The 25,867-nt window shown below is 62.5% G+C and carries 26 protein-coding genes and 1 pseudogene; 10 read left to right on the top strand and 17 right to left on the bottom strand.

Features of this window, described 5'->3' with window-relative positions; translation table 11 throughout:
* The first annotated feature begins 344 nt into the window (after window positions 1-344).
* The 5 genes from NKJ72_RS08740 (at window position 345) to NKJ72_RS08720 (ending at window position 3,599) form a co-directional block, all read left to right on the top strand.
* On the top strand, window positions 345-869 hold the full coding sequence (locus NKJ72_RS08740; RefSeq protein ID WP_254818452.1) for an invasion associated locus B family protein: 525 nt from the start codon (window positions 345-347) through the stop codon (window positions 867-869).
* 10 nt (window positions 870-879) lie between these two features.
* Window positions 880-1,371 (top strand): GNAT family N-acetyltransferase, encoded by a 492-nt coding sequence (locus NKJ72_RS08735; RefSeq protein ID WP_352476670.1) that lies wholly within the window; start codon window positions 880-882, stop codon window positions 1,369-1,371.
* A gap of 82 nt (window positions 1,372-1,453) precedes the next feature.
* A complete protein-coding gene (tldD, locus tag NKJ72_RS08730) occupies window positions 1,454-2,866 on the top strand; it encodes a metalloprotease TldD (RefSeq protein WP_254818450.1) in 1,413 nt (470 codons plus the stop codon).
* An 81-nt stretch (window positions 2,867-2,947) separates the two neighbouring features.
* Window positions 2,948-3,223 (top strand): AbrB/MazE/SpoVT family DNA-binding domain-containing protein, encoded by a 276-nt coding sequence (locus tag NKJ72_RS08725; protein WP_352476669.1) that lies wholly within the window; start codon window positions 2,948-2,950, stop codon window positions 3,221-3,223.
* On the top strand, window positions 3,210-3,599 hold the full coding sequence (locus NKJ72_RS08720; RefSeq protein WP_352476668.1) for a type II toxin-antitoxin system VapC family toxin: 390 nt from the start codon (window positions 3,210-3,212) through the stop codon (window positions 3,597-3,599). Before NKJ72_RS08725 ends, NKJ72_RS08720 begins: the two co-directional genes overlap by 14 nt.
* Window positions 3,600-3,638: 39 nt before the next feature.
* Here NKJ72_RS08720 and NKJ72_RS08715 read toward each other — a convergent pair.
* The 3 genes and pseudogenes from NKJ72_RS08715 to NKJ72_RS08705 form a co-directional block, all read right to left on the bottom strand.
* Window positions 3,639-3,901, bottom strand: a pseudogene (locus NKJ72_RS08715) (DUF2384 domain-containing protein); the annotation flags it as partial.
* A gap of 91 nt (window positions 3,902-3,992) precedes the next feature.
* On the bottom strand, window positions 3,993-5,234 hold the full coding sequence (locus tag NKJ72_RS08710; protein ID WP_352476667.1) for a class I SAM-dependent RNA methyltransferase: 1,242 nt from the start codon (window positions 5,232-5,234) through the stop codon (window positions 3,993-3,995).
* On the bottom strand, window positions 5,231-6,010 hold the full coding sequence (locus tag NKJ72_RS08705; RefSeq protein WP_352476666.1) for a TlyA family RNA methyltransferase: 780 nt from the start codon (window positions 6,008-6,010) through the stop codon (window positions 5,231-5,233). The genes NKJ72_RS08710 and NKJ72_RS08705 overlap by 4 nt, the downstream gene beginning before the upstream one ends.
* Window positions 6,011-6,184: 174 nt before the next feature.
* Between NKJ72_RS08705 and NKJ72_RS08700 the strand changes: the two genes are divergently transcribed.
* Window positions 6,185-6,586, top strand: coding sequence for a GFA family protein (locus NKJ72_RS08700; protein WP_352476665.1), 402 nt, complete (start codon window positions 6,185-6,187; stop codon window positions 6,584-6,586).
* A 243-nt stretch (window positions 6,587-6,829) separates the two neighbouring features.
* Here NKJ72_RS08700 and dxs read toward each other — a convergent pair whose 3' ends face one another.
* The 6 genes from dxs to NKJ72_RS08670 form a co-directional block, all read right to left on the bottom strand.
* Window positions 6,830-8,743 (bottom strand): 1-deoxy-D-xylulose-5-phosphate synthase, encoded by a 1,914-nt coding sequence (gene dxs / locus NKJ72_RS08695; RefSeq protein ID WP_352476664.1) that lies wholly within the window; start codon window positions 8,741-8,743, stop codon window positions 6,830-6,832.
* Window positions 8,744-8,824: 81 nt separating this feature from the next.
* Window positions 8,825-9,745 (bottom strand): pirin family protein, encoded by a 921-nt coding sequence (locus tag NKJ72_RS08690; protein ID WP_352476663.1) that lies wholly within the window; start codon window positions 9,743-9,745, stop codon window positions 8,825-8,827.
* 9 nt (window positions 9,746-9,754) lie between these two features.
* A complete protein-coding gene (locus tag NKJ72_RS08685; protein ID WP_023716908.1) occupies window positions 9,755-10,021 on the bottom strand; it encodes a DUF2277 domain-containing protein in 267 nt (88 codons plus the stop codon).
* 109 nt (window positions 10,022-10,130) lie between these two features.
* Window positions 10,131-10,382 (bottom strand): exodeoxyribonuclease VII small subunit, encoded by a 252-nt coding sequence (locus NKJ72_RS08680; RefSeq protein ID WP_031211056.1) that lies wholly within the window; start codon window positions 10,380-10,382, stop codon window positions 10,131-10,133.
* Between the two features lie 3 nt (window positions 10,383-10,385).
* A complete protein-coding gene (locus NKJ72_RS08675) occupies window positions 10,386-11,312 on the bottom strand; it encodes a histone deacetylase family protein (RefSeq protein WP_352476662.1) in 927 nt (308 codons plus the stop codon).
* Window positions 11,313-11,444: 132 nt separating this feature from the next.
* Window positions 11,445-12,098 (bottom strand): TetR/AcrR family transcriptional regulator, encoded by a 654-nt coding sequence (locus NKJ72_RS08670; protein WP_352476661.1) that lies wholly within the window; start codon window positions 12,096-12,098, stop codon window positions 11,445-11,447.
* A 119-nt stretch (window positions 12,099-12,217) separates the two neighbouring features.
* Between NKJ72_RS08670 and NKJ72_RS08665 the strand changes: the two genes are divergently transcribed.
* Entirely contained in the window at window positions 12,218-13,441 is a 1,224-nt protein-coding gene (locus NKJ72_RS08665) for an MFS transporter (protein ID WP_352476660.1), read from the top strand.
* Between the two features lie 59 nt (window positions 13,442-13,500).
* Here the strand turns inward: NKJ72_RS08665 and ribB are convergent, their stop codons facing one another.
* Window positions 13,501-14,601, bottom strand: coding sequence for a 3,4-dihydroxy-2-butanone-4-phosphate synthase (ribB, locus tag NKJ72_RS08660; RefSeq protein ID WP_352476659.1), 1,101 nt, complete (start codon window positions 14,599-14,601; stop codon window positions 13,501-13,503).
* 89 nt (window positions 14,602-14,690) lie between these two features.
* The gene (gene aroC, locus NKJ72_RS08655; protein ID WP_352476658.1) at window positions 14,691-15,812 is read right to left on the bottom strand and encodes a chorismate synthase; all 1,122 of its coding nucleotides are present in this window, start codon (window positions 15,810-15,812) and stop codon (window positions 14,691-14,693) included.
* Window positions 15,813-16,087: 275 nt separating this feature from the next.
* Between aroC and NKJ72_RS08650 the strand changes: the two genes are divergently transcribed.
* Complete coding sequence (locus tag NKJ72_RS08650) at window positions 16,088-16,351, top strand: DUF1344 domain-containing protein (protein WP_023716902.1); 264 nt, start codon at window positions 16,088-16,090, stop codon at window positions 16,349-16,351.
* Between the two features lie 63 nt (window positions 16,352-16,414).
* Here the strand turns inward: NKJ72_RS08650 and NKJ72_RS08645 are convergent, their stop codons facing one another.
* The 4 genes from NKJ72_RS08645 to NKJ72_RS08630 form a co-directional block, all read right to left on the bottom strand.
* Window positions 16,415-17,002, bottom strand: coding sequence for a histidine phosphatase family protein (locus NKJ72_RS08645; protein ID WP_352476657.1), 588 nt, complete (start codon window positions 17,000-17,002; stop codon window positions 16,415-16,417).
* Window positions 17,003-17,033: 31 nt separating this feature from the next.
* Entirely contained in the window at window positions 17,034-17,852 is an 819-nt protein-coding gene (gene fabI, locus NKJ72_RS08640) for an enoyl-ACP reductase FabI (protein ID WP_352476656.1), read from the bottom strand.
* A 526-nt stretch (window positions 17,853-18,378) separates the two neighbouring features.
* Window positions 18,379-19,536 carry a DUF1501 domain-containing protein gene (locus NKJ72_RS08635; RefSeq protein ID WP_352476655.1) on the bottom strand — a complete coding sequence of 386 codons (1,158 nt, stop codon included), beginning with the start codon at window positions 19,534-19,536 and terminating at the stop codon, window positions 18,379-18,381.
* Window positions 19,527-20,894 carry a S8 family peptidase gene (locus NKJ72_RS08630; RefSeq protein ID WP_352476654.1) on the bottom strand — a complete coding sequence of 456 codons (1,368 nt, stop codon included), beginning with the start codon at window positions 20,892-20,894 and terminating at the stop codon, window positions 19,527-19,529. Before NKJ72_RS08630 ends, NKJ72_RS08635 begins: the two co-directional genes overlap by 10 nt.
* 174 nt (window positions 20,895-21,068) lie before the next feature.
* Between NKJ72_RS08630 and NKJ72_RS08625 the strand changes: the two genes are divergently transcribed.
* The gene (locus tag NKJ72_RS08625; protein WP_352476653.1) at window positions 21,069-21,647 is read left to right on the top strand and encodes a hypothetical protein; all 579 of its coding nucleotides are present in this window, start codon (window positions 21,069-21,071) and stop codon (window positions 21,645-21,647) included.
* A 10-nt stretch (window positions 21,648-21,657) separates the two neighbouring features.
* Here the strand turns inward: NKJ72_RS08625 and NKJ72_RS08620 are convergent, their stop codons facing one another.
* On the bottom strand, window positions 21,658-23,388 hold the full coding sequence (locus NKJ72_RS08620; protein WP_352476652.1) for an adenylate/guanylate cyclase domain-containing protein: 1,731 nt from the start codon (window positions 23,386-23,388) through the stop codon (window positions 21,658-21,660).
* A gap of 228 nt (window positions 23,389-23,616) precedes the next feature.
* Between NKJ72_RS08620 and NKJ72_RS08615 the strand changes: the two genes are divergently transcribed.
* Window positions 23,617-24,792, top strand: coding sequence for a YcaO-like family protein (locus NKJ72_RS08615; RefSeq protein WP_352476651.1), 1,176 nt, complete (start codon window positions 23,617-23,619; stop codon window positions 24,790-24,792).
* 75 nt (window positions 24,793-24,867) lie between these two features.
* Here NKJ72_RS08615 and NKJ72_RS08610 read toward each other — a convergent pair whose 3' ends face one another.
* A complete protein-coding gene (locus NKJ72_RS08610; RefSeq protein ID WP_254818426.1) occupies window positions 24,868-25,794 on the bottom strand; it encodes a DnaJ C-terminal domain-containing protein in 927 nt (308 codons plus the stop codon).
* Window positions 25,795-25,867: the final 73 nt, after the last annotated feature.

Below are 25,867 nucleotides of genomic sequence, written 5' to 3'. Positions count from 1 at the left end.
GATCGGACCGCAAGAATGTCGAACAATGCCGGGACGGGAATCCCGGACAATTCAAGGCTGGTTCAAACCATACTCTATTTGCCTCCGCAAGAAAGGAGCGCCGGAACCCGTGCGGCATTTTTGCGCGCAAGCGCGGCGCTGGCTTCGTGCGGTGACGGCTCGCCGCGAATCACCAGAGCGGCATCCGAGTAGAATGAGCCGCGCGGCGCGCGGAACCGTCGCAATTAGGGCGAAATTGGCACGGAAAAGCGCATTGTCGCCTGTGTCGGGGCAGATCGCCGGGGTCTCGTCCTTTACTTGGGTTTAGTGCGGCTTAAAGTGCCGTGATTCGCAATGGAGCCGTCATGAACCCTTGGCTTTCGAGAACCTTGGCGAAGGTCATCCTTGTTGCCGCCGCAATAGCCTTGCCCGGCGCCGGCCTGGCCAATGCCGCGCAGCCAAGCGGCACGGTGAAGTCGACGCATGGGGCGTGGTCGATCATCTGCGATACGCCGGCCGGTGCTACGTCCGAACAATGCGTGATGATGCAGAACGTCGTCGCCGAGGACCGCCCGGAAATGGGTCTTTCCGTCGTCGTGCTGCGTACAGCCGACAATAAGGCCGAAATCCTTCGCGTGCTGGCGCCGCTCGGTGTGCTGTTGCCCAACGGGCTCGGCCTCAATGTCGACGGCAAGGATATCGGCCGCGCCTATTTCGTGCGCTGTTTCCAGGACGGCTGCTACGCCGAGGTCATCCTGGAAAAGCCGCTGCTCGACACGCTGAAGACCGGTACGTCCGCCACCTTCATCGTCTTCCAGACGCCGGAAGAGGGTATCGGCATTCCCGTCGACCTCAAGGGTTTCGCCGACGGCTTTGCCGCCCTGCCTTGAGGCTGCACGTTTGACGCTGAAACTGCTCGATGCGGACGACTTCGAGATATTCAAGCGAATTCGCCTGGAGGCTTTGCGCGCTGCGCCCGAAGCCTTCGCCAGCAGCGCAGCGGAATGGGAGCAACTTCCCGACGAGGAATGGCGGCGGCGCCTGACGAACAACCTGGTCGTCGTCAGCTTTCGGAGCGGGGAGCCTGTCGGCATAATGGGCCTGATGCGCCAGCCGGCCAGCAAGATGATGCACCGCGCGACGATCGTCATGGTCTATTTGCGCGGCAGCGAGCGTGGCGGCGGATACGCCGTCAAGATGCTCAATCTGCTGCTCGATCACGCCCGAGCATTGGGCATAAGGCAGGTCGAGCTGGCTGTAAGTGCTGAAAATCCAGCGGCCATACGATTCTATCAACGAGAAGGTTTTCACGAAATAGGCTGCATACCGGCCGGCTTTCTTCATGAAGGCAGGGAGATCGACGAAATCATGATGGCACGCCGCTTGACTTAGGTCGTGGTGTTCCACCGTGAAGTTGCCGAACGGCGCCCAGGCGCTTACATGCCGTAAAATCACTTCTCAAGAGGCCAGCGCCATGAACAGCCTGATCGGCCAATTCGACATTTCCGACGATCGCATCAAGCAGATCGTCGCCGAGACTATAAACGGCGCCGACGACGGTGAACTGTTTCTCGAATACAGCGAAAGCGAAGCGCTGATGTTCGACAATGGCAAGCTGAAGACCGCCAATTTCAACACCGACCAGGGTTTCGGCCTGCGCGCAGTCGCCGGCGAGGCCAGCGGCTACGCCCATTCCAGTGATCTCTCCGAAGCCTCGCTGCTGCGCGCCGCCGATGCGGTTTCGACGGTGAAGAGCGGCTATTCCGGCACGCTTGCTGCGGCTCCCGCCCGCACCAACCGCCATCTCTACGGTGACGGAAACCCTATCCCCTCGCCTTCCTTCGAGACCAAGGCCAAGCTGCTTCAGGAAATCGACGCGTGGCTGCGGTCGGAGGACCCGCGCGTCCGGCAGGTGACGGCGTCGCTCGCCGCCTCCTGGCAGCATGTCGAGATCGTGCGCGCCGACGGCCAGATGGTGCGCGACATCCGCCCGCTGGTCAGGATCAACGTGTCGGTGGTGGTCGGCGACGGTGACCGCCAGGAGAGCGGCTCCTACGGCATGGGCGGGCGCAAGGATTTTGGCGAATTCCTGATCGAGGACAGCTGGAAGCATGCGGCCAAGGAGGCGCTGCGGCAAGCACTGGTCAATCTCGAAGCGGTTCCCGCACCTGCCGGCACTTTCGACATCGTGCTGTCGAGCGGCTGGCCGGGCGTCATGCTGCACGAGGCCGTCGGCCACGGGCTGGAAGGCGATTTCAACCGCAAGAAGACGTCTGCCTTCGCCGGCCTGCTTGGCCAGCAGGTGGCGGCGAAAGGCGTCACCGTCGTTGACGACGGCACCATTCCCGAGCGGCGTGGTTCGCTGACCGTCGACGATGAAGGCACGCCTTCTGCCCACAACGTGTTGATCGATGATGGCAAGCTGGTCGGTTACATGCAGGACCGCCAGAACGCGCGTCTGATGGGCATGAAAGCCACCGGCAACGGGCGGCGCCAAGGTTACGCACACGAGCCGATGCCGCGCATGACCAATACCTACATGACCGCAGGCGACATGGAGCCGGAGGAAATCATTGCCTCGGTCAAGAATGGCATCTATGCCGTGTCGTTCGGCGGCGGCCAGGTCGACATCACTTCGGGCAAGTTCGTGTTCGGCTGCACCGAGGCCTACATGATCGAGAACGGCAAGGTAACGCAGCCGATCAAGGGCGCCATGCTGATCGGCAACGGGCCGGATGCCATGCATCGTGTGGCGATGATCGGCAACGACATGAAGCTCGACACCGGCATCGGCATGTGCGGAAAGGCCGGACAGGGCGTGCCGGTCGGCGTCGGCCAGCCGCATCTCAGGATGAACCAGATGACGGTCGGCGGCACCAGGGTTTGATGCGGCCGGCTTCGAACACCCTGTCCGTCCTGTCGATTTTCACTTATCTTACGTTCGTCTTACATCCAGAGGAGCGCCATCATGGCTGCCGCGGAAAAGCTCGTGACCACCGTCTCGACCAAGGGACAGGTCGTCCTGCCCAGTTCGATCCGGAAACGGAGAGAATGGGACGCCGGCACACGCCTTCTGGTCGAAGATACCCCGGACGGCGTGCTACTGAAGCCTGCGCCAGTCTTCGCCGAGACGCGGCCACAGGACGTGTTTGGATCGCTGCGCTATAGCGGCAGGCCGAAGACGTTGGAAGAAATGGACGCGGGCGTGCTCGCCGAAGCGCGGCGGCGCCATGCTCGCGATTGATACCAACCTGATCGTCCGCTACCTGACGGACGATCACCCGACTCGGTCTTCCCGCGCCCGCGCGTTGATCGATAGCCAGCCAGTCTTTGTCGCTGTCACGGTAATGCTGGAGGTTGAGTGGGTGTTGCGCAGCGCCTACGGTTTGGCACCGCTCGAAATCGCCCGCACGCTACGGGCGTTTAGCGGGCTCCCTACGGTAGAGGTGGAAGACGGGACGGTCGTGTCGTCCGCGCTCGACCTCTCGGAAAGGGGATTGGATTTCGCTGATGCGCTGCATCTGGGCAAATCTGCTCGCTGCGTTGGCTTGGCGACTTTTGATCGTGAGTTCGTCACGGCAGCGCAGGCGGCTGGATATGACGGCGTGCAAGAAGCATAGCAGTTTATGGCCACCCAGCCTGGCATGAAGGCGCGCCGTTCAGGCATAGATACCGGAACGAGCGGCCTTCAGGTAAGCGAGATTATCCGTCTTGCCTTCGCAAACCAGATCATAGGCGGTCTTTCCCACCCAGCCGGGATCGGCTGATGTTTGAACCAGATCGCTGCACGCACTTGATCGCCGGTCATCTCGCCGGCCGTCGCCAGAATACGAATGATGGGGCTCAATGCGGCGTCGACCTTGCGCGCTCCGGTCTTAGCGGCAAACGTGTTGCGGGCGATGCCGCTCAGGCCCGCCAGTTCGGTTTGGCTCATTATAAATTTCCTAGAATATTTGACCGGCGTACGCTCAAATGCGCTTTTCTAGTGCGCATTTCACGCCCGATAAATGCTGCTAGCGCCTTCTCTTGGGCTTCTCCAGCAATGCCACTGCCTCGACATGTGGCGACCACAGGAACTGGTCGATCGGGGTTACGCTCTTCAAGGCGTAACCGCCATCGAGGAGGATGCGAAGATCCCGCGCCAGCGTTGCCGGATTGCAGGACACCGCGGCGACCAGCGGCACGTCAGAGCGCGCGATCTGCTTCGACTGATCCTCGGCGCCGGCGCGCGGCGGGTCGAAGACTACGCCGTCAAAGGCATTCAACTCCTTGAATGTGAGCGGCCTCCGGAACAGGTCGCGACGTTCGCCGGTCACCCGCTTCAGGCCGCTGGCGAAACGGAATGCCCGGTCGAGCGCCGCGAGTGCTGCCGCATCGCCTTCCACCGCGTGAACCTCCGATCTTGCGGCCAGGCGCAGCGCGAAGCTGCCGCAGCCGGCGAAGAGATCGGCGACCTTTTTGGCGCGCGCGAAATGCTGGCCGACAATGTTGGCCATCGCCCGTTCGGCAGCCTCGGTCGCCTGCAGGAAAGCGCCCGGAGGCAGTGCGACGGTGACGCCATCAAACAGGACGACCGGTTTCTTTGGTTCGATAATGATCTCGCCGTCGACCGACAGCCTGGCTAGCCCCTCGGCGATGACGAAGTTGGACGCGACGCGGCGCTGGTTCTCGCCGAGCTTGCCGGAATCGTGAACCGCGACATCAAGGCCGGAACCGGTCACCGTTACCGCCATGTGGAACGATTTGGTCGTGGTGCAGATCAGCCCGGCAAGCATCCTCAAACGGTCGAGCGCAGCGACGATCTGCGGCAGCGAGATCGGGCATTCCTCGATCGAGATGATCTCGGATGACAGCGCGCGAACAAAGCCGAACTGAATTCCCGCCTCGCTCCGCCGGGCGGTGAAGACGACGCGGCGGCGTGTGTGCGGCGCGCACGGCACCAGCGCCCCGACATCGCAGGCGATGCCCTTGCTCTTCAGCGCATACACGACCTTTTCGCGCTTCCACCGGTGATAGGCTTCAGTCTCGAGATGCTGGACGGCGCAGCCGCCGCACGCGCCGAAATGCCGGCACGGCGGATCGACCCGCAACGGCGAAGCTTCAAGGACCGACATCAAGGTGGCGCGATCTTTCTCCCGCGCGGCGGTGACGACCTCTCCCGGCAGCGCGAACGGAATGAAAACCTCGCCGGTTTCCGTCTCGGCGATGCCGTCGCCCTGCGAGCCCAACCTTGCGATCGTGAAACGGGCGCTCATCGCTTCTGGGTCTCGACGTTCTTGATGCCGCCGAGCAGGAACTCGCGGTTGCCGTCGCCGCCCTCTATCGGCGACAGATGCAGCCCCAGCGAGCGCCAGCCGGGAATGGTATCGAGCCAGTCCTGCATCAGGCCGGCAATACGCGCCGCATCATAGGGGTCCTTCAGCAGCCCGCCCTTGCCGATCGCCTCGCGGCCGGCCTCGAACTGCGGCTTGACCAGAAACACAGCCTTTGCGCCGTTCCCAGCCAAGGCAAGCGCCGGCGGCAGCGCCAGTTTCAGCGAGATGAAGCTGACGTCCGAGACGACGAAATCCGGCACACGGCCGCCGAGATCGGCTGCCGACAGTTCGCGCGCATTCAGGCCCTCAATTACCGTCACGCGCGGATCGCCGGCAATGTCGGAGTGCATCTGGCCGTGTCCGACATCGATCGCCGTGACATGCGCCGCGCCGCGTTCGAGCAGCACCTGCGTGAAGCCGCCGGTCGAGGCGCCGACATCGAGGGCTTCGCTGCCAGTGGGGTCGAGGCCGAAATGGTCGAGACCAGCCTTCAGCTTCAGTGCGGCGCGCGACACGTAACCTTGCGCCGGATCGTCAACGACGATGTTGCACTCAGGCAGAACGGCCTGGCTTGGCTTGCGGGCGACGATGCCATCGACCGTCACGGTGCCGCGCGCCACCGCATCGCGGGCACGCGAGCGGCTGGCAAACAGACCGCGCTGGACGAGCAATTCGTCGAGCCTCTGGCGTATGCTGGCTGGCGGAAGGAAAGTCATCGGCCTTCATGGCGAATGCCAACGATGATGGCAAGGATATTGGCGATGAGACAGGGCATGGCTGGAAAAGCGGTGAACGCATCAAGCCGCTCCGCTACCAGTCGAACCTCGCGCCAGGCGCGACGCAATGCTAAGAACGAGATGCCGTTTTGTGGTCGAAACGCGGAGGAGGAAATGCTGACGGGAACCTGCCACTGCGGTGCCGCCCGCTGGACCCTGGAGGGCGATCCCGGTTCGGTAACTGCCTGCAACTGCACACTTTGCCGTCGCTACGGCACGCTCTGGGCTTACGACTTTGTCGACGAACGCATCCGCCTTGCCGGGCCCGTAAGCGCCTATCGGCGCGTCGGAAAGGCTCATCCTTCGCTTGAGATTCTCTTCTGTCCAACGTGCGCTTGCGTCCTGGCCTGGCGCGGTTTGCATTCCGATGCGGCTGGGCGCTACCGCATCGCCGTCAATGTGAGGCTTGCGCCGCCCGAGGCCGTCGCCGATCTCCCGATCGACCATTTCGATGGTCTCGACACATTCGAGGATTTGCCGAGAGATGGTCGCTGCGTGCGGGATATGTGGTTCTAGTTCCTAGAGTCTCTTCGGGATCATGCTTTAGAATATCTTCCGCGAAACCCGCCGTTCGACGGCCGGCGTCAGACCGTCGCTGCTGTCGCCGGACACCTGCGTGCGCGGCCGGAAACAGCAGCGTAAACAGCATGTTACGACTGTTCGCCGGCAATTTGATTCAAGCAGTTGAGATTTTGATTCAGACCGGCATCTTGCAGCCAAGTTGAATCGCTTCGGCGTCGCGGGAAATGCGTCTAAGAACTAGGCGCGCTGGGCCTGCGCGGTATGCCCCAACGCCACGAACACAGTGCGCACGATGCCGGCGCTGTCCAGCCCGGCATCGGCATACATCTTTTCCGGCTTGGCATGGTCGACGAAGGCGTCGGGCAGCACGAGTGGGCGCACCTTCAAGCCGCTCTCCAGCAGCCCTTCATGGGCCAGGAACTGCAGCACATGGCTGGCGAAGCCGCCGACCGCGCCCTCTTCCACCGTGACCAGGATCTCGTGCGAACGGGCCAGCCGCCGGATCAGGTCCTCGTCCAGCGGCTTGGCAAAACGGGCATCGGCGACCGTGGTCGAAAGCCCGGCCGCGCCAAGCTCCTCGGCCGCGGCAAGGCAATCCTGCAGCCTGGTGCCGAAGGAAAGCAGCGCAACCTTGGTGCCTTCCCTGACGATCCGGCCCTTGCCGATCTCCAATACCGAGCCGCGTTGCGGCATCTCGACGCCAACGCCGTTGCCGCGCGGGTAGCGGAAGGCGATCGGGCCGTCATCGAAGCTTGCAGCGGTGCGTACCATGTGGCGCAGCTCGGCCTCATCGGCCGCGGCCATGACGACGAAACCGGGCAGCGTCGCCAGGAACGTCGTGTCGAAGGCGCCGCAATGGGTGGCACCATCGGCGCCGACGAAGCCGGCGCGGTCGATCGGAAAGCGCACCGGCAATTTCTGGATCGCCACGTCGTGGACGACCTGGTCGTAGGCGCGCTGGAGAAAGGTCGAGTAGATCGCCGCGAAAGGCTTGAAGCCTTCCGTGGCAAGGCCGGCGGCGAAGGTCACCGCATGCTGCTCGGCAATGCCGACATCGAAGGTCCTCGCCGGAAACGCTTCGCCGAACAGATCAAGCCCGGTGCCGTTCGGCATGGCGGCGGTGATGGCGACGATGCGGTCGTCCTCTCGGGCCTCCTGGATCAGACTTTCGGCAAACACCTTCGTATAGCTCGGCGCATTGGCGGGCGCCTTGGCCTGGGCGCCGGTGATGACATCGAATTTGTTGACGCCATGATATTTGTCGGCCGCGGCCTCGGCCGGGGCGTAGCCCTTGCCCTTCTGGGTAACGACATGGATCAGCACCGGGCCGTCGGCATTGTCGCGGACGTTCTTCAGCACCGGGATCAGGTGCTCGAGGTTGTGACCGTCGATCGGGCCGATGTGGTAGAAACCCATCTCCTCGAACAGCGTGCCGCCGGTGACGTAACCGCGCGCGTGCTCGACCGCGCGCTTGATGGCGCGATCCGCGCGCTCGCCGAGATAGGACGTCAGCTTCTTGCCGAAATCGCGCAACCCAAGATAGGTCTTGCCTGAGGCGAGCCGCGCCAGATAGGCGCTCATCGCACCGGTCGGCGGAGCGATCGACATGTCGTTGTCGTTCAAGATGACGATCAGCCGGGCATCGAGTGCGCCGGCATTGTTCATCGCCTCGTAGGCCATGCCGGCCGACATGGCGCCGTCGCCGATGACGGCAATGACATTGTTGCGGCCATCGGACAGATCGCGCGCCATCGCCATGCCGAGGCCGGCTGAAATCGAGGTTGAGGAGTGGGCTGCGCCAAACGGATCGTATTCGCTCTCGACGCGACGCGTGAAGCCGGACAGGCCGCCCTCCTGCCGCAGCGTGCGGATGCGGTCGCGGCGGCCGGTCAGGATCTTGTGCGGATAGGCCTGGTGGCCGACGTCCCAGATCAGCCGGTCGTCCGGCGTGTTGAAGACGTAGTGCAGCGCGACAGTCAGTTCAACGACGCCAAGGCCGGCGCCGAGATGGCCCCCGGTGTGGGAAACGACGTCGATCAGTTCGGCGCGAAGCTCTGACGCCAGCTGCGGCAGGTCGGCTTCGGCAAGCGTGCGCAAATCGGCTGGGACGCGGACCTTGTCGAGAAGCGGCGTATCGGGCTTTGCGTTCACTGTTTGCGAGCCTGGTCAGATTTTCTGTTCATCGTGAAATATGCCGCTGGCCGGCGAATGTAAATGTGGCGGTAACGCGCATCAGCTTTCGGGTAGCGGGATGAACTCTTGCTCGTCTCCAGGAACGATATCGAAGCGGCCCGTCTTCCATTCTTCTTTCGCCTGCTCGATGCGTTCCTTTGAGGACGATACGAAATTCCACCAGATATAACGTTTCGAACCGAGGGAAGCGCCGCCAAACAGCATGAAGTGGGCGCCGCGATCCGATGAGACAACGATCTCATCGCCGGGCCGGAAAACCAGCAGCCGCTCGGCCGGGAAGCGGTCACCGGATATCGAAACCTCGCCTGCCAGCGTATAGATGGCGCGCTCCTCGGCGTCGGCCGGGATCTTCACGCTGGCACCCGGCGCCAACCTGAGATCGGCATAGAGCGTGTCCGAAGCGGTGGCGACCGGGGAGCGCAGCCCGGACAATGCACCGATGACGATACGGCCGCTGACACCCTCTGCATCGATTTCGGGCAGGCGCAGGGCCGCGGTGTTTTCGAAGACCGGCGCGACCTCTTCCTTGCCGTCCGGCAGCGCCAGCCATGTCTGCAGGCCGGAAACCGACATCGGCAAGCCGCGCAGTTCTTCCGGCGTGCGCTCCGAATGGACGATGCCGCGGCCGGCGGTCATCAAATTCACGTCGCCGGGCTGGATCACCATCTCGGTGCCGAGCGAATCGCGGTGCCTGATCTTGCCGTCGAACAGGTAAGTCACCGTCGACAGGCCGATATGCGGATGCGGGCGCACGTCGAGCGCCTGGCCGGCCCGCAGAACGGCTGGACCCATGCGGTCGAAGAAGATGAAGGGTCCGACCAGCCGGCGCCTGGCCGTCGGCAAGGCGCGGCGAACCTGAAATCCGCCGATGTCCTTGGCATTCGGAATGACCATCAGTTCGATCTGATCGCTGGCGAAGGCATCGCCCATCTGCGGATCGTTTCCGGGAAAGAAGCTCACGCGGTCCCCTCAGGCGAAGCGAAGTGCAGATTTGGCCTTCGCCTTGGCCGCCACCTCTTCGCGATTGCGCGGATGCTGCGTCGTCTCGAGGCTGTCGAGCAATTCACGCGCCGAGGCGGCAATGGCCTCGACGGCATGGTCGAACGCATGCTGGTTCTGTTTCGACGGCCGTGTCGTTCCGCTCAGCTTGCGGACAAACTGAAGTGCGGCATCGCGGACCTCGTCATTGGTTGCCGGCGGATCGAAATTGAACAGGGTTTTGATGTTTCTGCACATCGTTCGCAATCTCCTCTCGTCCTGGAGCCGTTTCAAACGGGATGAGTTTTACCCTCAATCGTGATGATGTCCAAAGCCGGTAAGCACAATCGTCGTTCGAGGCCGCGCCTCAGTCCGCATCCAGCGGCTCTGTCCCCACCGGCTTGCCGTCACGCGACAGCCTGATTTTCTCGACCTTGTCCTCGGCCGCTTTCAGCAGCCGGTCGCAATGCGCCTTCAGCGCCTCGCCGCGCTCGTAAATGCGGATCGACTGGTCGAGCGGCACGTCGCCGCGCTCCAGATCGTCGACGATCCGTTCCAGCGCCTCGAGCGCCTGCTCGAAGCTCATCGCCTTGACGTCCTCGTTGGTCTCACCAGCCATCATCTATCCCTTCATCAGCCGCCCGACATGGGCGGCGACCGAAAATGCCAATCCCTGCAGATCGTAGCCGCCCTCGAGAACGCTGACGAGCCGGTTGCGGCTATGGCGCCCGGCTCGTTCGAGCAACTGGCCGGTCGCCCAGTCGAAATCATCCTCGGTCAGGTTGATCTCGGCCAGCGGATCGCGGTGGTGGGCGTCGAAACCGGCGGAGATGATGATGAGATCGGGCGCAAAATTGTCGAGCGCCGGCAGGATGCGTGACAGAAAGGCGTCACGGAAAACATCGCTGCCGCTCTGCGGCGCCAGCGGCGCGTTGACGATGTTGCCGGCGCCGGTTTCGCTCGCGGCGCCGGTTCCGGGGTAAAGCGGCATCTGGTGTGTCGAGCAATAGAGCACCGACGGATCGTCCCAGAAGATGTCCTGCGTGCCGTTGCCGTGATGCACATCCCAGTCGACGACGGCGACGCGGCCGGCGCCATGGTTCTTCTGCGCGTAGCGTGCCGCGATCGCCGCGGTGTTGAACAGGCAAAAACCCATGGAGGTGGTCTTTTCGGCATGATGGCCGGGCGGCCGTGCGGCGACGAAGACATTCTCGGCACGGCCGGTGAAGACGTCGTCGACCGCGGCGTTGGCAGCGCCGATCGCGGTCACGGCCGCCTGCCAGCTCTTCGGGCTGGCGGTGGTATCGGCGTCGATACGGGCGATGCCGGTGTCCGGTATCGCTGCGCGGACACGTTCGACGAATTCGGGCGGATGCGCGTAGAGAATGGTTGCCTCGTCGCCTTCAGGCGCCTGGACGCGATCGAGCGCCGCGAAGGCCTCGTCGTCAAGCACACGCTCTATGGCGCGCAGACGGTCGGGCCGCTCCGGATGACCGGGCGGTGTTATGTGCTCGAGGAAAATCGGATGGGTGTAAAGTCTCGTGACCATGCCCCGATATAGGCGCGCCTCACCGGTTTGGCCATGTTTTCGCGCGCTGGCGACGCGATGTTCAACAGGGTTTAGGCAACCGGCGTCGGCTGAGCCCACCGCGAGCCGCCTGGGATTGGCGAAAAGATGATCTCAGGCCGGTGATCGGTCAACCTCGGGCTGCATCGCTGACGGTCGATCAGGTTGATGCAGCTTGCCGGTGCGATTGAGCAGCCCCTCCAGAAGAACCTTGAACGCCTTCACTGCCTTCTTCGACGTCGCTTCGGGATCGTTCGAATTTGCGATCCACTGCGCCGCATGCAGCGAGGCGCCGCTGACCAGCCTTGCCGCGGCTTCGGGATCGACGGCGAGAATTGTCCCCTCGTCGCTCAGTCTTTGCAGGCTCTCTGTCATCGAGCGGATGCATGTGCTCTGGCTTGGCCATTGCGATGGATCGCCGAGCACCGCCGGCCCGTCGCGAAGCACGATACGCTGGATCTCCGGCTCCAGCGCCATCTCGATATAGGCGGTGCATTCGTCGACAAAGCCCTGCCAGAGATTGTCCGGCTTGGCCGAAACGACCTTCAGCCGGGCTGCCATTTCGGCGTCGATCTCGGCGATAACCGCCTGGAGCAGGCCCTTCTTGTCGCCGAAGTGATGATAGAGCGCACCGCGCGTCAGCCCGGCCGATGCCGTGAAGTCATCCATCGAGGCTTCGGCATAGCCGAGCGTGCCGAAGGCCTGGCGCGCTGCGGCAATCAGTTTGGCGCGGGTCTCGGCAATCATCTCCCTGCGTGGTCTGTGCATTGCCCTGGCCCTATTAACATACGCCTCGTATGCCAATTGACATACGCCGCGTATGATCTATTTAAACTCATACGCTACGTATGTAATCGCCGAACCGGCCGTTGTCGAGGAGCCAGACCATGCAAAATCCCTATTCCCAGATCTTTCGCGCGCCGGGCGCCAAGGGCTTTGCTGCGGCCGGGTTCGTTGCCCGGCTGCCGATGGCCATGGCTCCGATCGGGATCGTCGCAATGCTGTCGCAGACCGATGGCCAATACTGGCTGGCCGGTGCCGTTTCCGCGACATATGCGCTGGCCAACGCTTTCGTCGCCCCGCAGGTATCGCGACTGGTGGACCGCCTCGGCCAGACGCGGATTGTGGTGCCGACCACCATGATTTCCACGCTCGCTTTCGCGATCCTGATTGCAGCGGCCAATCAGCATTGGCCGATATGGACGCTATTCGTCTCGGCGCTGCTCGCCGCCGTCATGCCCAGCATCCCGGCAATGGTGCGCGCACGCTGGACCGAAATCTTCCGCAACCGCCCCGAATTGAACACGGCGTTCGCCTTCGAGTCGGCGGCGGACGAACTGGTCTACATCGCCGGCGCATCGCTGTCGGTCGGACTGAGTGTCGCGCTTTTCCCGGAAGCGGGAGTGCTCGCGAGCACATTGTTCCTGGCCTTCGGTTCGACGGCCTTCATCCTGCAGCGCTCGACCGAACCGCGAGCGCGACCGGTGGAACACGGTTCGGGCGGCTCGGCAATCCGCCTGCGGCCGGTCCAGATCATCACCTTGGCCCTGATCTTCATCGGCGCGACCTTCGCCACCACGGAGGTGAGCACCGTGGCGATCACCAAGGAGCTTGGCCAGCCGGGCGCCGCCAGCTTCGTCATCGGCGTCTACGCGCTCGGATCGTTCGTCGTCGGCATCGTCATCGGCGCCCTGAACCTGAAAGTGCCGCTGCAGATTCAGCTTGCCATCGCAATCGCCATCATTGCGCTCACCACGCTGCCGCTGCTCGTCGCCGACACCGTGCCGCTGCTGGCACTGGCCGTCTTCGTCAGCGGCGTGGCAATCTCGCCGACCTTCATCACGGCATTCGGCCTGATCGAGCGGCGCGTGCCGGAGGCGGTGCTGACCGAGGGCGTGACCTGGGTGATGACCGGCATCGGCATCGGCATGGCGCTCGGCTCCTTCGCCGCCGGCTGGGTGGTGGACGCTTTCGGCGCGCAGAACGGGTTCTGGGTATCGGTGGCATCGGGCACAATCGCTTTGGCCATCGTGCTCGCCGGCCAGCGCAGCCTTGCCGCGCCGAACTGCGACATGGCGGCATGCGACGCAGCCGCGGTCGCTGCGGAATAGTTTCCGGTGCGCCCGGCCCCGAGCCGGGGCCGGACGCATACCAGCACCGTGAGAATGGCCTAAAGAATCTCGGTCTTGGCGATGTGGATGCCAAAACCTTCGAGGCCGACATAATGGCGCTCGCGCGAGGCGATCAGATTTATCGAGGAAATGCCGAGATCCTTGAGGATTTGCGCGCCGAGGCCGATCTCGCGCCATTCGTTTTCGCGGCGGCGAGCCTCTTCGTGATCCTCGCGGTCGCCGGCAGCCGGGCGCTTGCGCTCCTGATGGGCGACGCCGACCGAGCCTTCGCGCAGATAGACGATGACGCCGCGCTTACGCTCGCCCATCGTCTTCATGATGGCGTCCAGTCTGTGGCTGGTGCCGAACACGTCGCTGACCACGTCCTCGGAATGAAGGCGCACCGGCACCTCCTCGCCGTCGCGGATGTCGCCGAAGACGATCGCTACATGATGCATCGAATCCCAGGGCAGCGTGTAGGTGAAGACCTGTGCCTTGCCGCCTGCTGTCTCGATGTCGGAACAGGCGACACGCTCGACCAGCGTTTCCTTGCGCTGCCGGTAGGCGATGAGGTCGGCAACCGAGATCTGCTTCAACCCGTGCTTTTCGGCGAAGGCCTGCACCTGCGGGCCACGCATGACGGTGCCGTCATCGTCGACCAGCTCGGAAATCACGCCGACCGGCGGCAGGCCGGCGAGCTTGCAGAGGTCGACAGCGGCCTCGGTATGGCCCGAACGCATCAGCACGCCGCCTTCGCGCGCGATCAGCGGAAAGATGTGGCCGGGCCGGACGAAATCGGAGGCGCCGACATTCCCATTGGCGAGATTGCGCACCGTCAGTGTGCGGTCGTCCGCTGAAATGCCCGTCGTGGTGCCGTGCTTGAAATCGACGCTGACGGTGAAGGCGGTGGTGTGGGCCGAATCATTGTCGGCGACCATCGGCGACAGGTTGAGCCGCTTGGCTTCCTCGCGCGGCATCGGCGTGCAGACGATACCCGACGTGTTGCGAACGATGAACGCCATCTTTTCCGGCGTGCAATGGACGGCGGCTACGATCAGGTCGCCCTCGTTCTCGCGGCCGTCATCGTCCATAACGACGACGATCTCGCCGCGCTCGAAGGCGCGCAGGGCTTCGACGATCTTCTTCTGGTCGTAAGGCATAAGTGCTCGCTTCGCTCGCAGGGACTAGGGGAGTAGGGCAGTACGGGAGTAGAGAAAAGGAAAAAATGCTGTCGTGGGAGCTGCATAACCTACTCCCCTACTCCACTCCCTACTCCCTTCCCCGTTTGTCCCCGATGACGCAGATAATGATCGGCAATGGCGCAGGCAACCATCGCCTCGCCGATCGGTACGGCGCGGATGCCGACGCATGGATCGTGCCGGCCCTTGGTCATGATCTCGACGTCGTTGCCGTCTTTGTCGATCGACCTTCGCGGCGTCAGGATCGAGGAGGTCGGCTTCACGGCGAAACGCGCGACGATCGCCTGGCCGGTCGAGATGCCGCCGAGGATGCCGCCGGCATTGTTGGACAGGAAGACCGGCTTGCCGTCATTGCCCATGCGCATCTCATCGGCATTCTCCTCGCCGGTGATGCGGGCGGCCTCGAAACCGTTGCCGATCTCGACACCCTTGACGGCGTTGATCGACATCAGGCCGGCGGCGATGTCCTGGTCGAGCTTGGCATAGATCGGCGCGCCAAGCCCCGCCGGAACGCCGTCGGCGACGATCTCGATGACCGCACCGACCGAGGAGCCCGCCTTGCGGATGCCGTCCAGATATTTGCTGAAGACGGCGACGGACGCCGGATCAGGCGTGAAGAACGGGTTTTCGGCGTCGCCGACGAAATTCCAGTTCCAATTGGCGCGATCGATCGATTTATCGCCCATCGACACCAGCGCGCCGCGCACCACCATGCCGGGCACGACCTTGCGGGCAAGCGCTCCGGCCGCCACCCGCGCCGCCGTCTCACGCGCCGAGGAGCGGCCGCCGCCGCGGTAATCGCGCAGGCCGTATTTGACCTCGTAAGTGTAATCGGCATGGCCCGGCCGGAACTGGCGGGCGATGTCGCCATAATCCTTGGAGCGCTGGTCGACATTCTCGATCAGCATCGACACCGGCGTGCCGGTGGTGATCATCGTCTCACCGTCCTCATCGAGGATGAAGCCGGACAGGACCTTCACCTCATCCGGTTCGCGACGTTGCGTCACAAAACGTGACTGGCCGGGGCGGCGCTTGTCGAGTTCGGCCTGGATCTCGTCGCGAGTGAAGCGGATGCCTGGCGGACAGCCGTCGACGACGCAGCCCAGCGCTGGCCCGTGGCTTTCGCCCCAGGTGGTGACGCGGAAAAGATGGCCGAACGTGTTGTGCGACATGGAACCAGCCCTGCCGGCGTCGGAGCCGGCCTAGCGCATAACCCCGAAAATCGGAGCGATTTTCGGAAAGGATCATGCACAAAATCAAAAGTGCTACAGCGTCCTTTGCGCGTCCAGGAGGACGCGCGGCGCTGTCGCCTGCCTTCTATTGGCGTTTTCCACAGTGGTCAAACTGTGATCCGGCGGATTTAGTTTTGACACATTCGATTGGTTTCTGCTCAGTTCCGTTCCGTTGGACCGAGCCGCTGTACCGGCAATGATTAAAGAGGACGATGATGCGTATCCTGATTGGCGCTGTTGCCGCCACGCTGTTGATTTCCACCGCCGCCTTCGCCGGCCAGACCGAAGGCCTGATCAAGAAGGTCGACAAGGATGCGCTGACGCTGACGCTGGACGACGGCAAGTCGTACAAGCTGAACGCCGAAACCGACCTCGATGCACTGAAGCCAGGCATGGACATCGTCCTCGCCTATGACGTGACGAATGGCGAGAATGTCGTCACCGATATGGAACTGCCGGACACCGGATCGACCGAGTAGGACGCGTCGACATTCAGCTGATGCCGGCCCGACCTGATCTCAACATACGCTGCGTCATCGGTCTCAAAGCCACTCCAGGCGCCGGCCGTCCAGTCTGAGCACGCGGTCCTGCGGCACGTCCATGCTGACCGCATCTTGTTCGGACATCCCCAGTACCAAGCGGAACATTACGCGCATGACGCCACCATGGGTCACGCAGACCGTCTGGCGATCGAGCGCGTCGAACCACGGCTTCACCCGTTCGAGCAGCATCTGATAGCTTTCGGCGCCTTCGCCGGGCGGCTGGAAATTCCATTTATCGAGCCGGCGGCGCCTGGTCGAACCAGGATTGTTCGCCTCGAGTTCGGCAAAGGTGAAACCCTGCCAGTCGCCAAAGCTCAATTCCACGAGCAGCGGCTCGGTACGATAGGCGTGCGGATCGAGCTTCATCGCCGCGCGCAGGCGCTCCATCGTCTCGCGCGTGCGCCGCATCGGGCTGGCGACAAAGTCGAAATCTTCGGGCTTGTCGATGAGTTCGGCCAGCCTGCGCCCGTTGCGGCTAGCCTGCTCGCGGCCAAGCTCGTCGAGGTCGGTATCGGCCTGCCCCTGCAGCCGGGCCTCGGCGTTCCACGCCGTCTGGCCGTGGCGCACGATATAGACGAGCGGGTACATCAGGTCTTCCGGAAGAGGTCAGGCGGTGGCGTCAGTCCTTGACCGTCGAAATATCCGGCGCGTCGACCGCCTTCATGCCGACGACATGATAGCCGGAATCGACATGATGGATCTCGCCGGTGACGCCACGCGAAAGGTCGGACAGGAAATAGACGCCGGAATCGCCAACCTCCTCCTGCGTGACCGTCTGCTTCAACGGCGAATTGTATTCGTTCCATTTCAGGATATAGCGGAAATCGCCGATGCCGGATGCGGCAAGCGTCTTGATCGGGCCGGCGGAGATCGCGTTGACACGGATCTTCTTGGCGCCGAGATCGACGGCCAGATAGCGCACGCTGGCTTCGAGTGCCGCCTTGGCGACACCCATGACGTTGTAGTGCGGCATCACCTTTTCCGCGCCGTAATAGGTCAGCGTCAGCAGCGAGCCGCCGTCGGTCATCAGCGCCTCGGCACGTTTGGCAATGGTCGTGAAGGAATAGACCGAAATATCCATGGTGCGCAGGAAATTATCGCGCGTCGTCTCGACATAGCGGCCGGTCAGCTCGTCCTTGTCGGAAAAGGCGATAGCGTGGACGAGGAAATCGAGCTTGCCCCAATGGCTGGCGATATCGGCGAACACCGCATCGAGGCTGGCCGGGTCGGTCACATCGCAGTGGCCGGCGACATGCGCGCCCAGTTCCGCCGCGAGCGGCTCGACACGTTTCTTGAACGCCTCGCCCTGATAAGTCAGCGCGATCTCGGCGCCGTGATCGACACAGGCCCTGGCGATGCCGTAAGCGATCGAGCGATTGTTGGCGATGCCAAGGATAAGGCCGCGCTTGCCGGCCATAAGGCCCCGTTCACCCGCCATGTCAGCGCTCTCCGCAAGGTTCTCTGCTTTGTGGAGTGCCTATCGCACAGCCACAGTGCCCCTTCAAGCGTTGAAAGCGGACAGTTCGGGGGACAAAGCGGTTGCTCAACAGCGCCGAGCGTCCTTTGGACGCGCAAAGGACGCTGTAGCGCTTTGACCTTGCAGCCGTGGGCCAGTGGAAAAATCCGACGCCAGTATCGGTGTTACGGCGGAAGATGACCCTTTGGCGGAAGTTTCGTTGGCCAGCGGCCGAAGTCACGCTCATGACCCCGAGCCGACTTCCATACTTTGGGCCGTGGACGACCGCTTTGCACCTCATCTCGACCATTCAAGTTAGCTCGGCCATTGCCTTAAACCGGACATTATAGGCAACCGCGCTGGGGGCCGGCATTCGAAACCCTTCACAATAGTCGTCATTCCGGAAGCTTCTTAGAAGCGGCCACTTAAGATCAGGCGTCGCCTATTGCAGTCCGATGCGTCCCGTAGCCGACGAAAACGCGGATAAGAAGCTAAACCGCGCTGAAGATCACATCGAAGCCAGTCGACCTCCGCCTGGACAACGGCTCCCGATAAACAGTCCACGCACCGCCGGTATCCCGGCAGCGCGTGGGAAAATTTCAGCCATTGCTCGATCAGGAAGACGCAAGTGTTCCGTCAGCACGGCCTTTATGATCGATCGCACGTCCGTCGTAGCAGCCAAGTCTGTTCCGCCATGAAGCAGGTCTCGAGCAAGACCGGGCCAGCGATTGCCTACTCGCCCGCCGGCAACGGCGCCACCCATTAACAATGTTACACTCGCGGCCCCGTGATCAGTGCCGCCGTCGGTGTTGGGCATTACGGAACGGCCGAACTCCGTGACCACCAGCACCGCCGTCCTGTTCCAGGCAGGCCCGGACGCTTGGGCAAATGCAATGAGACCCCGCGCCAGCCCATTCAAACTGCGCGCCAGCCTTCCGAAGTCCGCTCCCTGCGCCACATGCGTGTCGAAGCCGGCCACCTCGAGCATCGCGATCCGCGGTCCGCCGGTGGCTGACAGGGCAAGCGCCGCGCTCCTGGCCGCGTCGCCGAAGCGGACCGCGTCGCATGCGGCATGTTGTTCCAGCAGGCTTTCGCTGCCCTTTGCGCCGGACGGCCAAGTGCCCTCGGCGCAGAGGCGGACGAGGTCGAGCCGAGGATTGGCGAGCGCAAGATCGGCCAGCATGTCCATCGATCGATCGGCCGGTCTGGCCTGCCACACCGTCTTCTGCCGGCGCAACAATACAGACGAAGCCCGGTCGAGCCATCCGGCGTTGCCGCCGTCGATATCGCCGTCGTACAGCGCCGCCTGGGCGGCCGCGTGGGACCGCCCCGCATCCGGAATGGCGGTCGCGGGCACGATGAGCAACTCGCCGCGCGAGTAGTAGGGCAGGAGGGCCCCGAGCGCCGGATGAAGTGCGAAGAACCCGTCGAGCTTGAGCATCTCGGGGACGCCGGAGTTCGGGAAAGGCACGAGGGGGCCGCGCGCCGAGGCAAAATGCGGATCGCCGTAGGGCGGCACGGCAGCTAATGCATCGAGTCCGCCGCGCACGTGAACGAGCAGAAGGCGAGGATCTTCGTCCACAGGCGAGGCACCGGCCAGACGGACGCTACCGAACGCGGATGCCAAGGCCAAACCTTGCAGCGCTGCTCTTCGGGTCAGTTGCATTTAGGCTCGTCCGAGCTTGGGTTCACCGGCGTACCCGCGGTCATATACCCTACCAGATCCGTATTCGGGATAAGACTTCCCGTTGTCAGAGCCTTGTTCGTCGGCTGCGCATTGCGAACCAAAAGGCCGGCAAGTGCCGGGGCTGCGAAAGATGTGCCCGAACAGATGTTCCTCTGGAGCTTGCCGCTCTTTCGGCTCTTCCACAGTGACAGGACATTGACGCCCGGTTCGGCATAGGACGCGCCGAACGCCCCCCCGCGCCATAGCGTGTCGCACCAGGCGTTGCTGATGCCTTGGCATTTCCCAGGAGTTGCCACCTGAATATATTCGCTGTTGGAAGCCGACGCGCTGTATATCGCTCCCACCTTGTTTCCTGTCGTCACAGGCGAAAAATAAGTCGCTGCATTGGCCGGGAAATAAGACTGTACCCAAGGGCTCTCTTCGTCTTGCCGGGGATTGCCCGCCGCTACGACAACGCGCACCTGGCGGTCAGCGATCTGATAAAGAAGGGCGTCGAGAAATTTAAGATCTTGCAGCGTGCTTCCGCGTCTGGTGCTCTCCAGATATAATGCACCCCAACTCACGTTCAGAATATCCCCGGCGACCGCATTGTCCCGAACATAGCGAAGCGCGAGAAGAGGCGGGCCGAAAATTTCGGTCTTCAGCTTACTGAAGGCCTTTACGATCTTGAGCGGGGCGTCGGGGCTGACACCAACCAGACCTATATACTGGTCGCCCTGTTTGACACGCTTTCCGCCGATAATTGCTGCCACCATGGTCCCGTGCCCTACCGTGTCGTTGAGGCTCGACACGGTCTGGCATGGGCTGCTCGTGCAATCGATGGCTTCCTGAACCTTGAGGAGCCCGGCGGTGACAACGTTCCAATCCACTCCGCTGTCGATGATCCATACGGTGGGCGATCCTGAAGCCACCGGCTGTGGTGACCCGACGACCCTGCAGACGCTGGGAGGGACAACGTCCGCAGTCGGCGAGATGCCCAGGAGTTCCGGCCCCTCGCAGGTGGCACCATCGAACAGGTTCACCACGAAAGGATCCGGCTCCTCATATCCCCTGGAGCGCAGCTCTTCGATCTCGCTCTCGGAAAAGGTCCCCGTCACCATGCTGATACCGATATCCGGCATGTCCACCGCTTCCAGCTTGCCCTTGCCTGCGATGAACTTGTTCAGCGCGCCGATGTCCTTGCGTAACTCCGCCGCCCTGGCGATGTCGACGATGAAAGTCTTTTCGATGTCACCGCTGTCGGTTAAGCCCTCCTGGCCTGACGCTTCCGGTCTCACTGTTCCGACAGCGGCGAGGAGACAGCCGAGCAACAGCACACGAAGTTGAGCAAGTATCATTCGTGCATCCTCCGGCTGTCGTTACTGATACCGCGAGGATTAGAATGCTCCCAATACGGCTTTCTGTCCATGAAAACATCGAGTCGATGCCTGCATGCCGCCTGTGCACTGCTTGCGACAGGTACAAAATGCGTTTAGGCTATTTGCATTGACCTCGGAGGGGGAGCCTCGGCGATGCCCAGGGCAGAATTGAAGCCAGGTCGGCAAGTCCAAGAGATCGGCGCGGCGATCGTAGGGGCCTGGCTCAAGCTTTTGCCGGCCTCGTCACGTATCCTGTCCATGGATTCGACAAATCCTCTAACAATTACCATTGATCGGCAGATTTTCGCCGTCGGTGATAGTATCAGACTTCGCCCGGAAGCAGGCCGTGCTATCGGCGACATCAGGGTCCGGACCGCCGCCGCCGGAACAGCGCCACATTCGCAGACACTGACGATAGAAGATCTGAATGGGCAGCCCATAATCTACGGGGATGCCCCTCTCGACCGGGGCGACGCGATCCCAGATGCTCCCGCCTATGCGGACCTGAAGCGTGATCTCGAGATGGTGCTGGAAGACATCGTGGAAACGGGAGTGTCTGTCGAAGTTCACGTGGACGAACCGAACTTGATCAATGTGGTGGTGCCCCAGGTGCCGAGGGGGGTCCTGACCCGCAGCGATCTGATCGATTATCTCCACGACTATCACAAATACGCCCAAGGCAGGCACTACCATGACGAGCTCGCTACGGCGGTGCTCTTCGGCTGCAGGTAGTCGCCAGTCCCTACTCGGGCAATCCCGCTTCCCGCATGCCGTTGAGCAGCGTTTTACGGTCTCCGTCCAGCTTGTAAGGTTCCTTGGTAGCGAACCGCCGCCCGGAGAACTCCGGTGCGCCACGCAGAACCAGATGCGTGTAGCTCTTCGCCTCTTCCTTTCGGCCAAGCAGCGCGTTCGCTGCAGCCAGATAGACCTTAACCCAGGTCGGCATGGTGGACGAGCGGCCCAGATCGACAACTGCCTTATCGGGACGGTGGGCAATGAAATGGGCAAGACCGCGGAACGGCCAATACCATGAAGGCTCGTACAGGGGATCGAGCACTCGCGCCCGTTCGAACCAGTCCAAGGCACTTTGGGGCTCGCCGGCAAATGTTTGATAAGTCCCTTGGTAGGAGACCTGCTCGGGATCATGCGGATTGAGTTCGAGCGCGCGTGTGTATAGCTGAGATGCGACGTCGAAATCACGACGGTGGAGGAGCACCCAGCCCAGTATGTTCAGGCAGACTGGATCGTTGGGGGAAAGCGCCACCGCTTTTTTGGCGATGTCATAAGCCTCGGCAAGCACCGCATCCGACGGCCCCATGTCGCGAAACCATTCAAGCTGCTTATAGTGGGCGAGCTTGGCGTACGCGCGCCCGTAGGATGGGTCGAGCTCGATCGCCCGCTGATACCACTGTCGAGCTTCCATTTCGGCCGCGATGTCGCCCAGGGGCAGGGCATTGCCCCGAAGCACGCACTCATATGCCGCGAGATTGGCAGGTGGTTTACGCCGCGCCTTCTCGGCGCCTGCGGCCGTAAGACGGCCGATAACGGTCCCGACGATCTTTCCGATCAGTTCGTCCTGGACATCGAAGATGTCCTGCTCGTCCCCGTCGTAGCGCTCGGCCCACAAGCACTCACCCGAGGTTGCGTCGACCAGCTCGCATGTAATGCGCATTCGCCGGCCCATGCGGCGGATGCTGCCTTCGATAACGAAATCCACGCCGCTATCCGCGACCAGATCCACATCCTTGAGTCGCGTCGACGTGTAATGGGACGCAACCGTAAGCTGAGTAAAGCGCGTCAGTTCCGTGACGATGTCTTCGGTGAAGCCGCCACTGAAATAGGGTTGGACGTCGCCCGCGCTCTTGAACGGGCGAACGAGGATGGAGGGCTTGCTCGGACCAGCCATCTGTGCAGTCGATGCAGGTGGCAGCCCTTTGGGCTTATGGAACAATGAGTATACGGGAACCGAGCGTGGAATGTTCTTGAGATGCTGTTCGCCGCAATATTCAAACGGAAGATGAATTTTGTCCCGAACTTCGTCGTGCACTTTTCCGGAAAGGCAGATTCCGCCCGGGCTGGCGAACTGTTCCAGGCGCGCGGCTATGTTGACGGTATCTCCAAACACATCGCCATCGGTATCGACAATGATATCACCGAAGTTGATCCCAATCCGGAGAAAAATTTCCTGGCTGGCCTTCCCCGAAGACTGGCCGACAAGCAGTTCCTGGACCTCCACTGCTGACTGCACGGCTTCGAAGGCGCTTGGGAACTCGGCGAGCATCCCGTCTCCGGTCGTTCTCACAACCCGTCCCCGGTGCTGTGTGATCCTAGGCTCTATTTCGTCCTGCATGAGATGCTTGACGAGGGCAAAGGTGCGCTCCTCGTCCCGGGCCATCAGCGACGAGTAACCGACCATGTCAGCAGCCACGATGGCCGTCAGACGTCGCTGAAGATTGCTGTCGCCCGCGTTCATTCTCTCCCTCGGCGGGTTTATGTTCGACGTCGGCTTGACGATATCAAAGCGTCTCGCAGGAGTTTGCATCATACTCCAGTGCGTGTCAGCGTGCGAATGAGCAATTGGTGCCGATAGTGTAGAGGATTGGACGTGTGAGGGCCGTGCTTGGGTGAAGGGTCCATAATGCCGGAGCGGCAGGCGTCCCAGGCAGGGGCCGGCGGGTCAAGCCTGGTTTACGGCCCCATCGTGATCACCGATCCCACGCTCGGCTGCCCGATCACGGTCGCGGTCGGTCCCGTACGAGGGGCCAGACCTTCTCGTTTTGTGTCAGGGTGGGGCAACACCACCCAGGAGGCGGCAACCGTCTGCGGGTATGAGGCCGATGAAACCTATTTCGCCCAGATGATCCCTCATGAGCGACTCTCGCGCGCTCGCGCCGGCGAATTGCGCGGGCGCGTGATCGAGCCGCCTGCACTCATGCTTTTCAGTGATGCGCAGTATTGCGAGCGGCTGCATTGGAACAAAAACGTCGATGATAGCCGCGCGGTCCCGATCCGCTGGCGCAGGTCACAGCCACTGGACTGGATCCGGAGTGATCCGCGCTTCAGCTCGAGCGAGGCCTGGGTGCCTGCGGGATTGTGCTTTCTCGGGTATCCCAACGATGAGTCATCAGGTCTGCCCTCGGCGGACTCCAATGGTCTTGCGAGGGGATCGAGCATAGAGGACGCGGTCGTGCGCGGCTTCTGCGAAGTCGTGGAGCGCGATGCAACAGCCATATGGTGGTACAATCGGCTGGTTCTGCCTCGGATAGAACTGACTTCGCTGTCGGATGGACTGGCGTCCCAGTACGCCGATTGGCTGCAGACGCAGAACCGCGAATTGCGGCTTCTGCTCCTGACGCTTGACCTGCCCATCCCCATTGTCGCTGCAATTTCTCATCACGTCGGGGGTGGCGCGATTGCGTTCGGATTCGCGGCCGGACGATCCATGTCGGAGGCGGCCCGGCGCGCGGTGGGGGAACTTGCAGAATGTGAGGCGAATCTTACCCTGCTCAAACGGAACGCCGATGCGTCCGGCACGGCGGCCTTCACCCCCGGCGCGCTGCACCTCTATCGGTGGCACATGGACGAGAACATTCATCGCCTTCCTCACCTTTCCGGCAATTCAGCAGTTCAGGCCTCGTCGGCCGAGTTGCGACTGGATTGGAACTATTGCCTCGACATCTGCCACGAGCAGGAACTTGAGATCTTCGCGGTCAACCTGACGCACAACGCCGAATCGCCTGTTGCACGAGTGTTTGTACCTGGACTTCGTCCTACCAAGCCCCGGTTGGGCGGCGGCAGGCTCTATGATGTTCCTGTGCGCCTAGGTTTGAAGCCATCAGTTTCCCAGGCCATCAACGAGGTTCCCTTTCCATTGTGACCCGTATGGTCGCGGGCATGCCCCCCGGAGGGCCCGCTTTTCACACATGGTATCAAGCGCCGGCCTTTTCGACCGTCAGCTCTTTCGCCGGCGCATCAGCGCCTCGAGCTCGGCGTCGCCGCCTTCCGGCAGCATCAGTCGCACATGCGCGTAGAGATCGCCGTGACCGCCGGCCTTTTCCGGCAAGCCCCTTCCCTTCAGCCGCAGAACCTTGTCCGAGCTCGACCAAGGGGGAACATTGACCGCAATCCTGCCGGTCGGGGTTTCGACCGCCACTTTGGCGCCATGCACCGCATCGGCCAGTTCCACCGGCAGGTCGACATGCAGGTCGCGGCCCTCGACGCGGTAGCGCGGGTGCCGGCGGAAACGGATCTTGACCAGTGCATCGCCCGGCTGCCCCGGTCCTTGCTCACCCTGGCCTTTCAACCGGATGGTTTGGCCGTCCTCGACATAGGCCGGCAGCTTGACCGCCACCTTGCGGCCGTCGGGGAACATCGCCGTCACCTTCTGGGCGGTTGCGGCCTCCTCGATGGTGACGTCCAGCGTGACGTTGAGGTCGGCTGCGGTCGGCATCCGACGGCCGGCGCCCATGCCGGCTCCGCGCTGCTGGCTGAAGGCATCGCCGAAGATCTGGCTGAAGATGTCGCTGTTGCCGTCGAACGGATCACCGCCGGGACGGCCGGTGCGGAATTCGAAATGCGCGCCGCCCGGCCCTTGCTGCCGGCGGAAACCGGCGAAAGGATCGGCGCCGCCAGTCGCGCCTTCGAACCCCTGGAACCGCGGTTTGCCTTCGGCGTCGATCTCACCGCGATCGAAAGCCGCTCTGTTCTTCTCGTCACCGACGATCTCGTAAGCCTGGTTGGCGGCGGCAAAACGCTCCTTTGCCTTGGGATCCGGATTCTGGTCCGGATGGTACTTCTTGGCGAGCTTCCGGTACGCCGATTTTATGTCCTTGGCCGATGCGTTCTTGGCAACGCCCAGCACCTCATAGGGGTCGCGCATGCTTACTGCCCTGGAGAAGGAGTGGTTCCATGATCGCCTCCTATATGCGCTTGCATAGGAAGAAATTCCAGTG

This window comes from Mesorhizobium sp. M0045 (assembly GCF_040323385.1).
Taxonomy (GTDB): domain Bacteria; phylum Pseudomonadota; class Alphaproteobacteria; order Rhizobiales; family Rhizobiaceae; genus Mesorhizobium.
This window is presented reverse-complemented; position numbering and strand designations above follow the sequence as displayed.

Bases quoted from the DNA above. Each gene is read 5' to 3' on its own strand.
- NKJ72_RS08645 (WP_352476657.1), bottom strand. From the start codon at position 17,002: ATGTACCCGCTCGTCTATATCGTGCGCCACGGCCAGACGGCGTGGAAC.
- NKJ72_RS08725 (WP_352476669.1), top strand. From the start codon at position 2,948: ATGGCTGCCGCGGAAAAGCTCGTGACCACCGTCTCGACCAAGGGACAG.
- NKJ72_RS08720 (WP_352476668.1), top strand. From the start codon at position 3,210: ATGCTCGCGATTGATACCAACCTGATCGTCCGCTACCTGACGGACGAT.
- aroC (WP_352476658.1), bottom strand. From the start codon at position 15,812: ATGTCGCACAACACGTTCGGCCATCTTTTCCGCGTCACCACCTGGGGC.
- NKJ72_RS08650 (WP_023716902.1), top strand. From the start codon at position 16,088: ATGCGTATCCTGATTGGCGCTGTTGCCGCCACGCTGTTGATTTCCACC.
- NKJ72_RS08700 (WP_352476665.1), top strand. From the start codon at position 6,185: ATGCTGACGGGAACCTGCCACTGCGGTGCCGCCCGCTGGACCCTGGAG.
- NKJ72_RS08665 (WP_352476660.1), top strand. From the start codon at position 12,218: ATGCAAAATCCCTATTCCCAGATCTTTCGCGCGCCGGGCGCCAAGGGC.
- ribB (WP_352476659.1), bottom strand. From the start codon at position 14,601: ATGCCTTACGACCAGAAGAAGATCGTCGAAGCCCTGCGCGCCTTCGAG.
- NKJ72_RS08685 (WP_023716908.1), bottom strand. From the start codon at position 10,021: ATGTGCAGAAACATCAAAACCCTGTTCAATTTCGATCCGCCGGCAACC.
- NKJ72_RS08705 (WP_352476666.1), bottom strand. From the start codon at position 6,010: ATGACTTTCCTTCCGCCAGCCAGCATACGCCAGAGGCTCGACGAATTG.
- NKJ72_RS08610 (WP_254818426.1), bottom strand. From the start codon at position 25,794: ATGCGCGACCCCTATGAGGTGCTGGGCGTTGCCAAGAACGCATCGGCC.
- NKJ72_RS08630 (WP_352476654.1), bottom strand. From the start codon at position 20,894: ATGATACTTGCTCAACTTCGTGTGCTGTTGCTCGGCTGTCTCCTCGCC.
- NKJ72_RS08620 (WP_352476652.1), bottom strand. From the start codon at position 23,388: ATGAACGCGGGCGACAGCAATCTTCAGCGACGTCTGACGGCCATCGTG.
- fabI (WP_352476656.1), bottom strand. From the start codon at position 17,852: ATGGCGGGTGAACGGGGCCTTATGGCCGGCAAGCGCGGCCTTATCCTT.
- NKJ72_RS08625 (WP_352476653.1), top strand. From the start codon at position 21,069: ATGCCCAGGGCAGAATTGAAGCCAGGTCGGCAAGTCCAAGAGATCGGC.
- NKJ72_RS08675 (WP_352476662.1), bottom strand. From the start codon at position 11,312: ATGGTCACGAGACTTTACACCCATCCGATTTTCCTCGAGCACATAACA.
- NKJ72_RS08680 (WP_031211056.1), bottom strand. From the start codon at position 10,382: ATGGCTGGTGAGACCAACGAGGACGTCAAGGCGATGAGCTTCGAGCAG.
- NKJ72_RS08635 (WP_352476655.1), bottom strand. From the start codon at position 19,536: ATGCAACTGACCCGAAGAGCAGCGCTGCAAGGTTTGGCCTTGGCATCC.
- tldD (WP_254818450.1), top strand. From the start codon at position 1,454: ATGAACAGCCTGATCGGCCAATTCGACATTTCCGACGATCGCATCAAG.
- NKJ72_RS08670 (WP_352476661.1), bottom strand. From the start codon at position 12,098: ATGCACAGACCACGCAGGGAGATGATTGCCGAGACCCGCGCCAAACTG.
- NKJ72_RS08710 (WP_352476667.1), bottom strand. From the start codon at position 5,234: ATGAGCGCCCGTTTCACGATCGCAAGGTTGGGCTCGCAGGGCGACGGC.
- NKJ72_RS08740 (WP_254818452.1), top strand. From the start codon at position 345: ATGAACCCTTGGCTTTCGAGAACCTTGGCGAAGGTCATCCTTGTTGCC.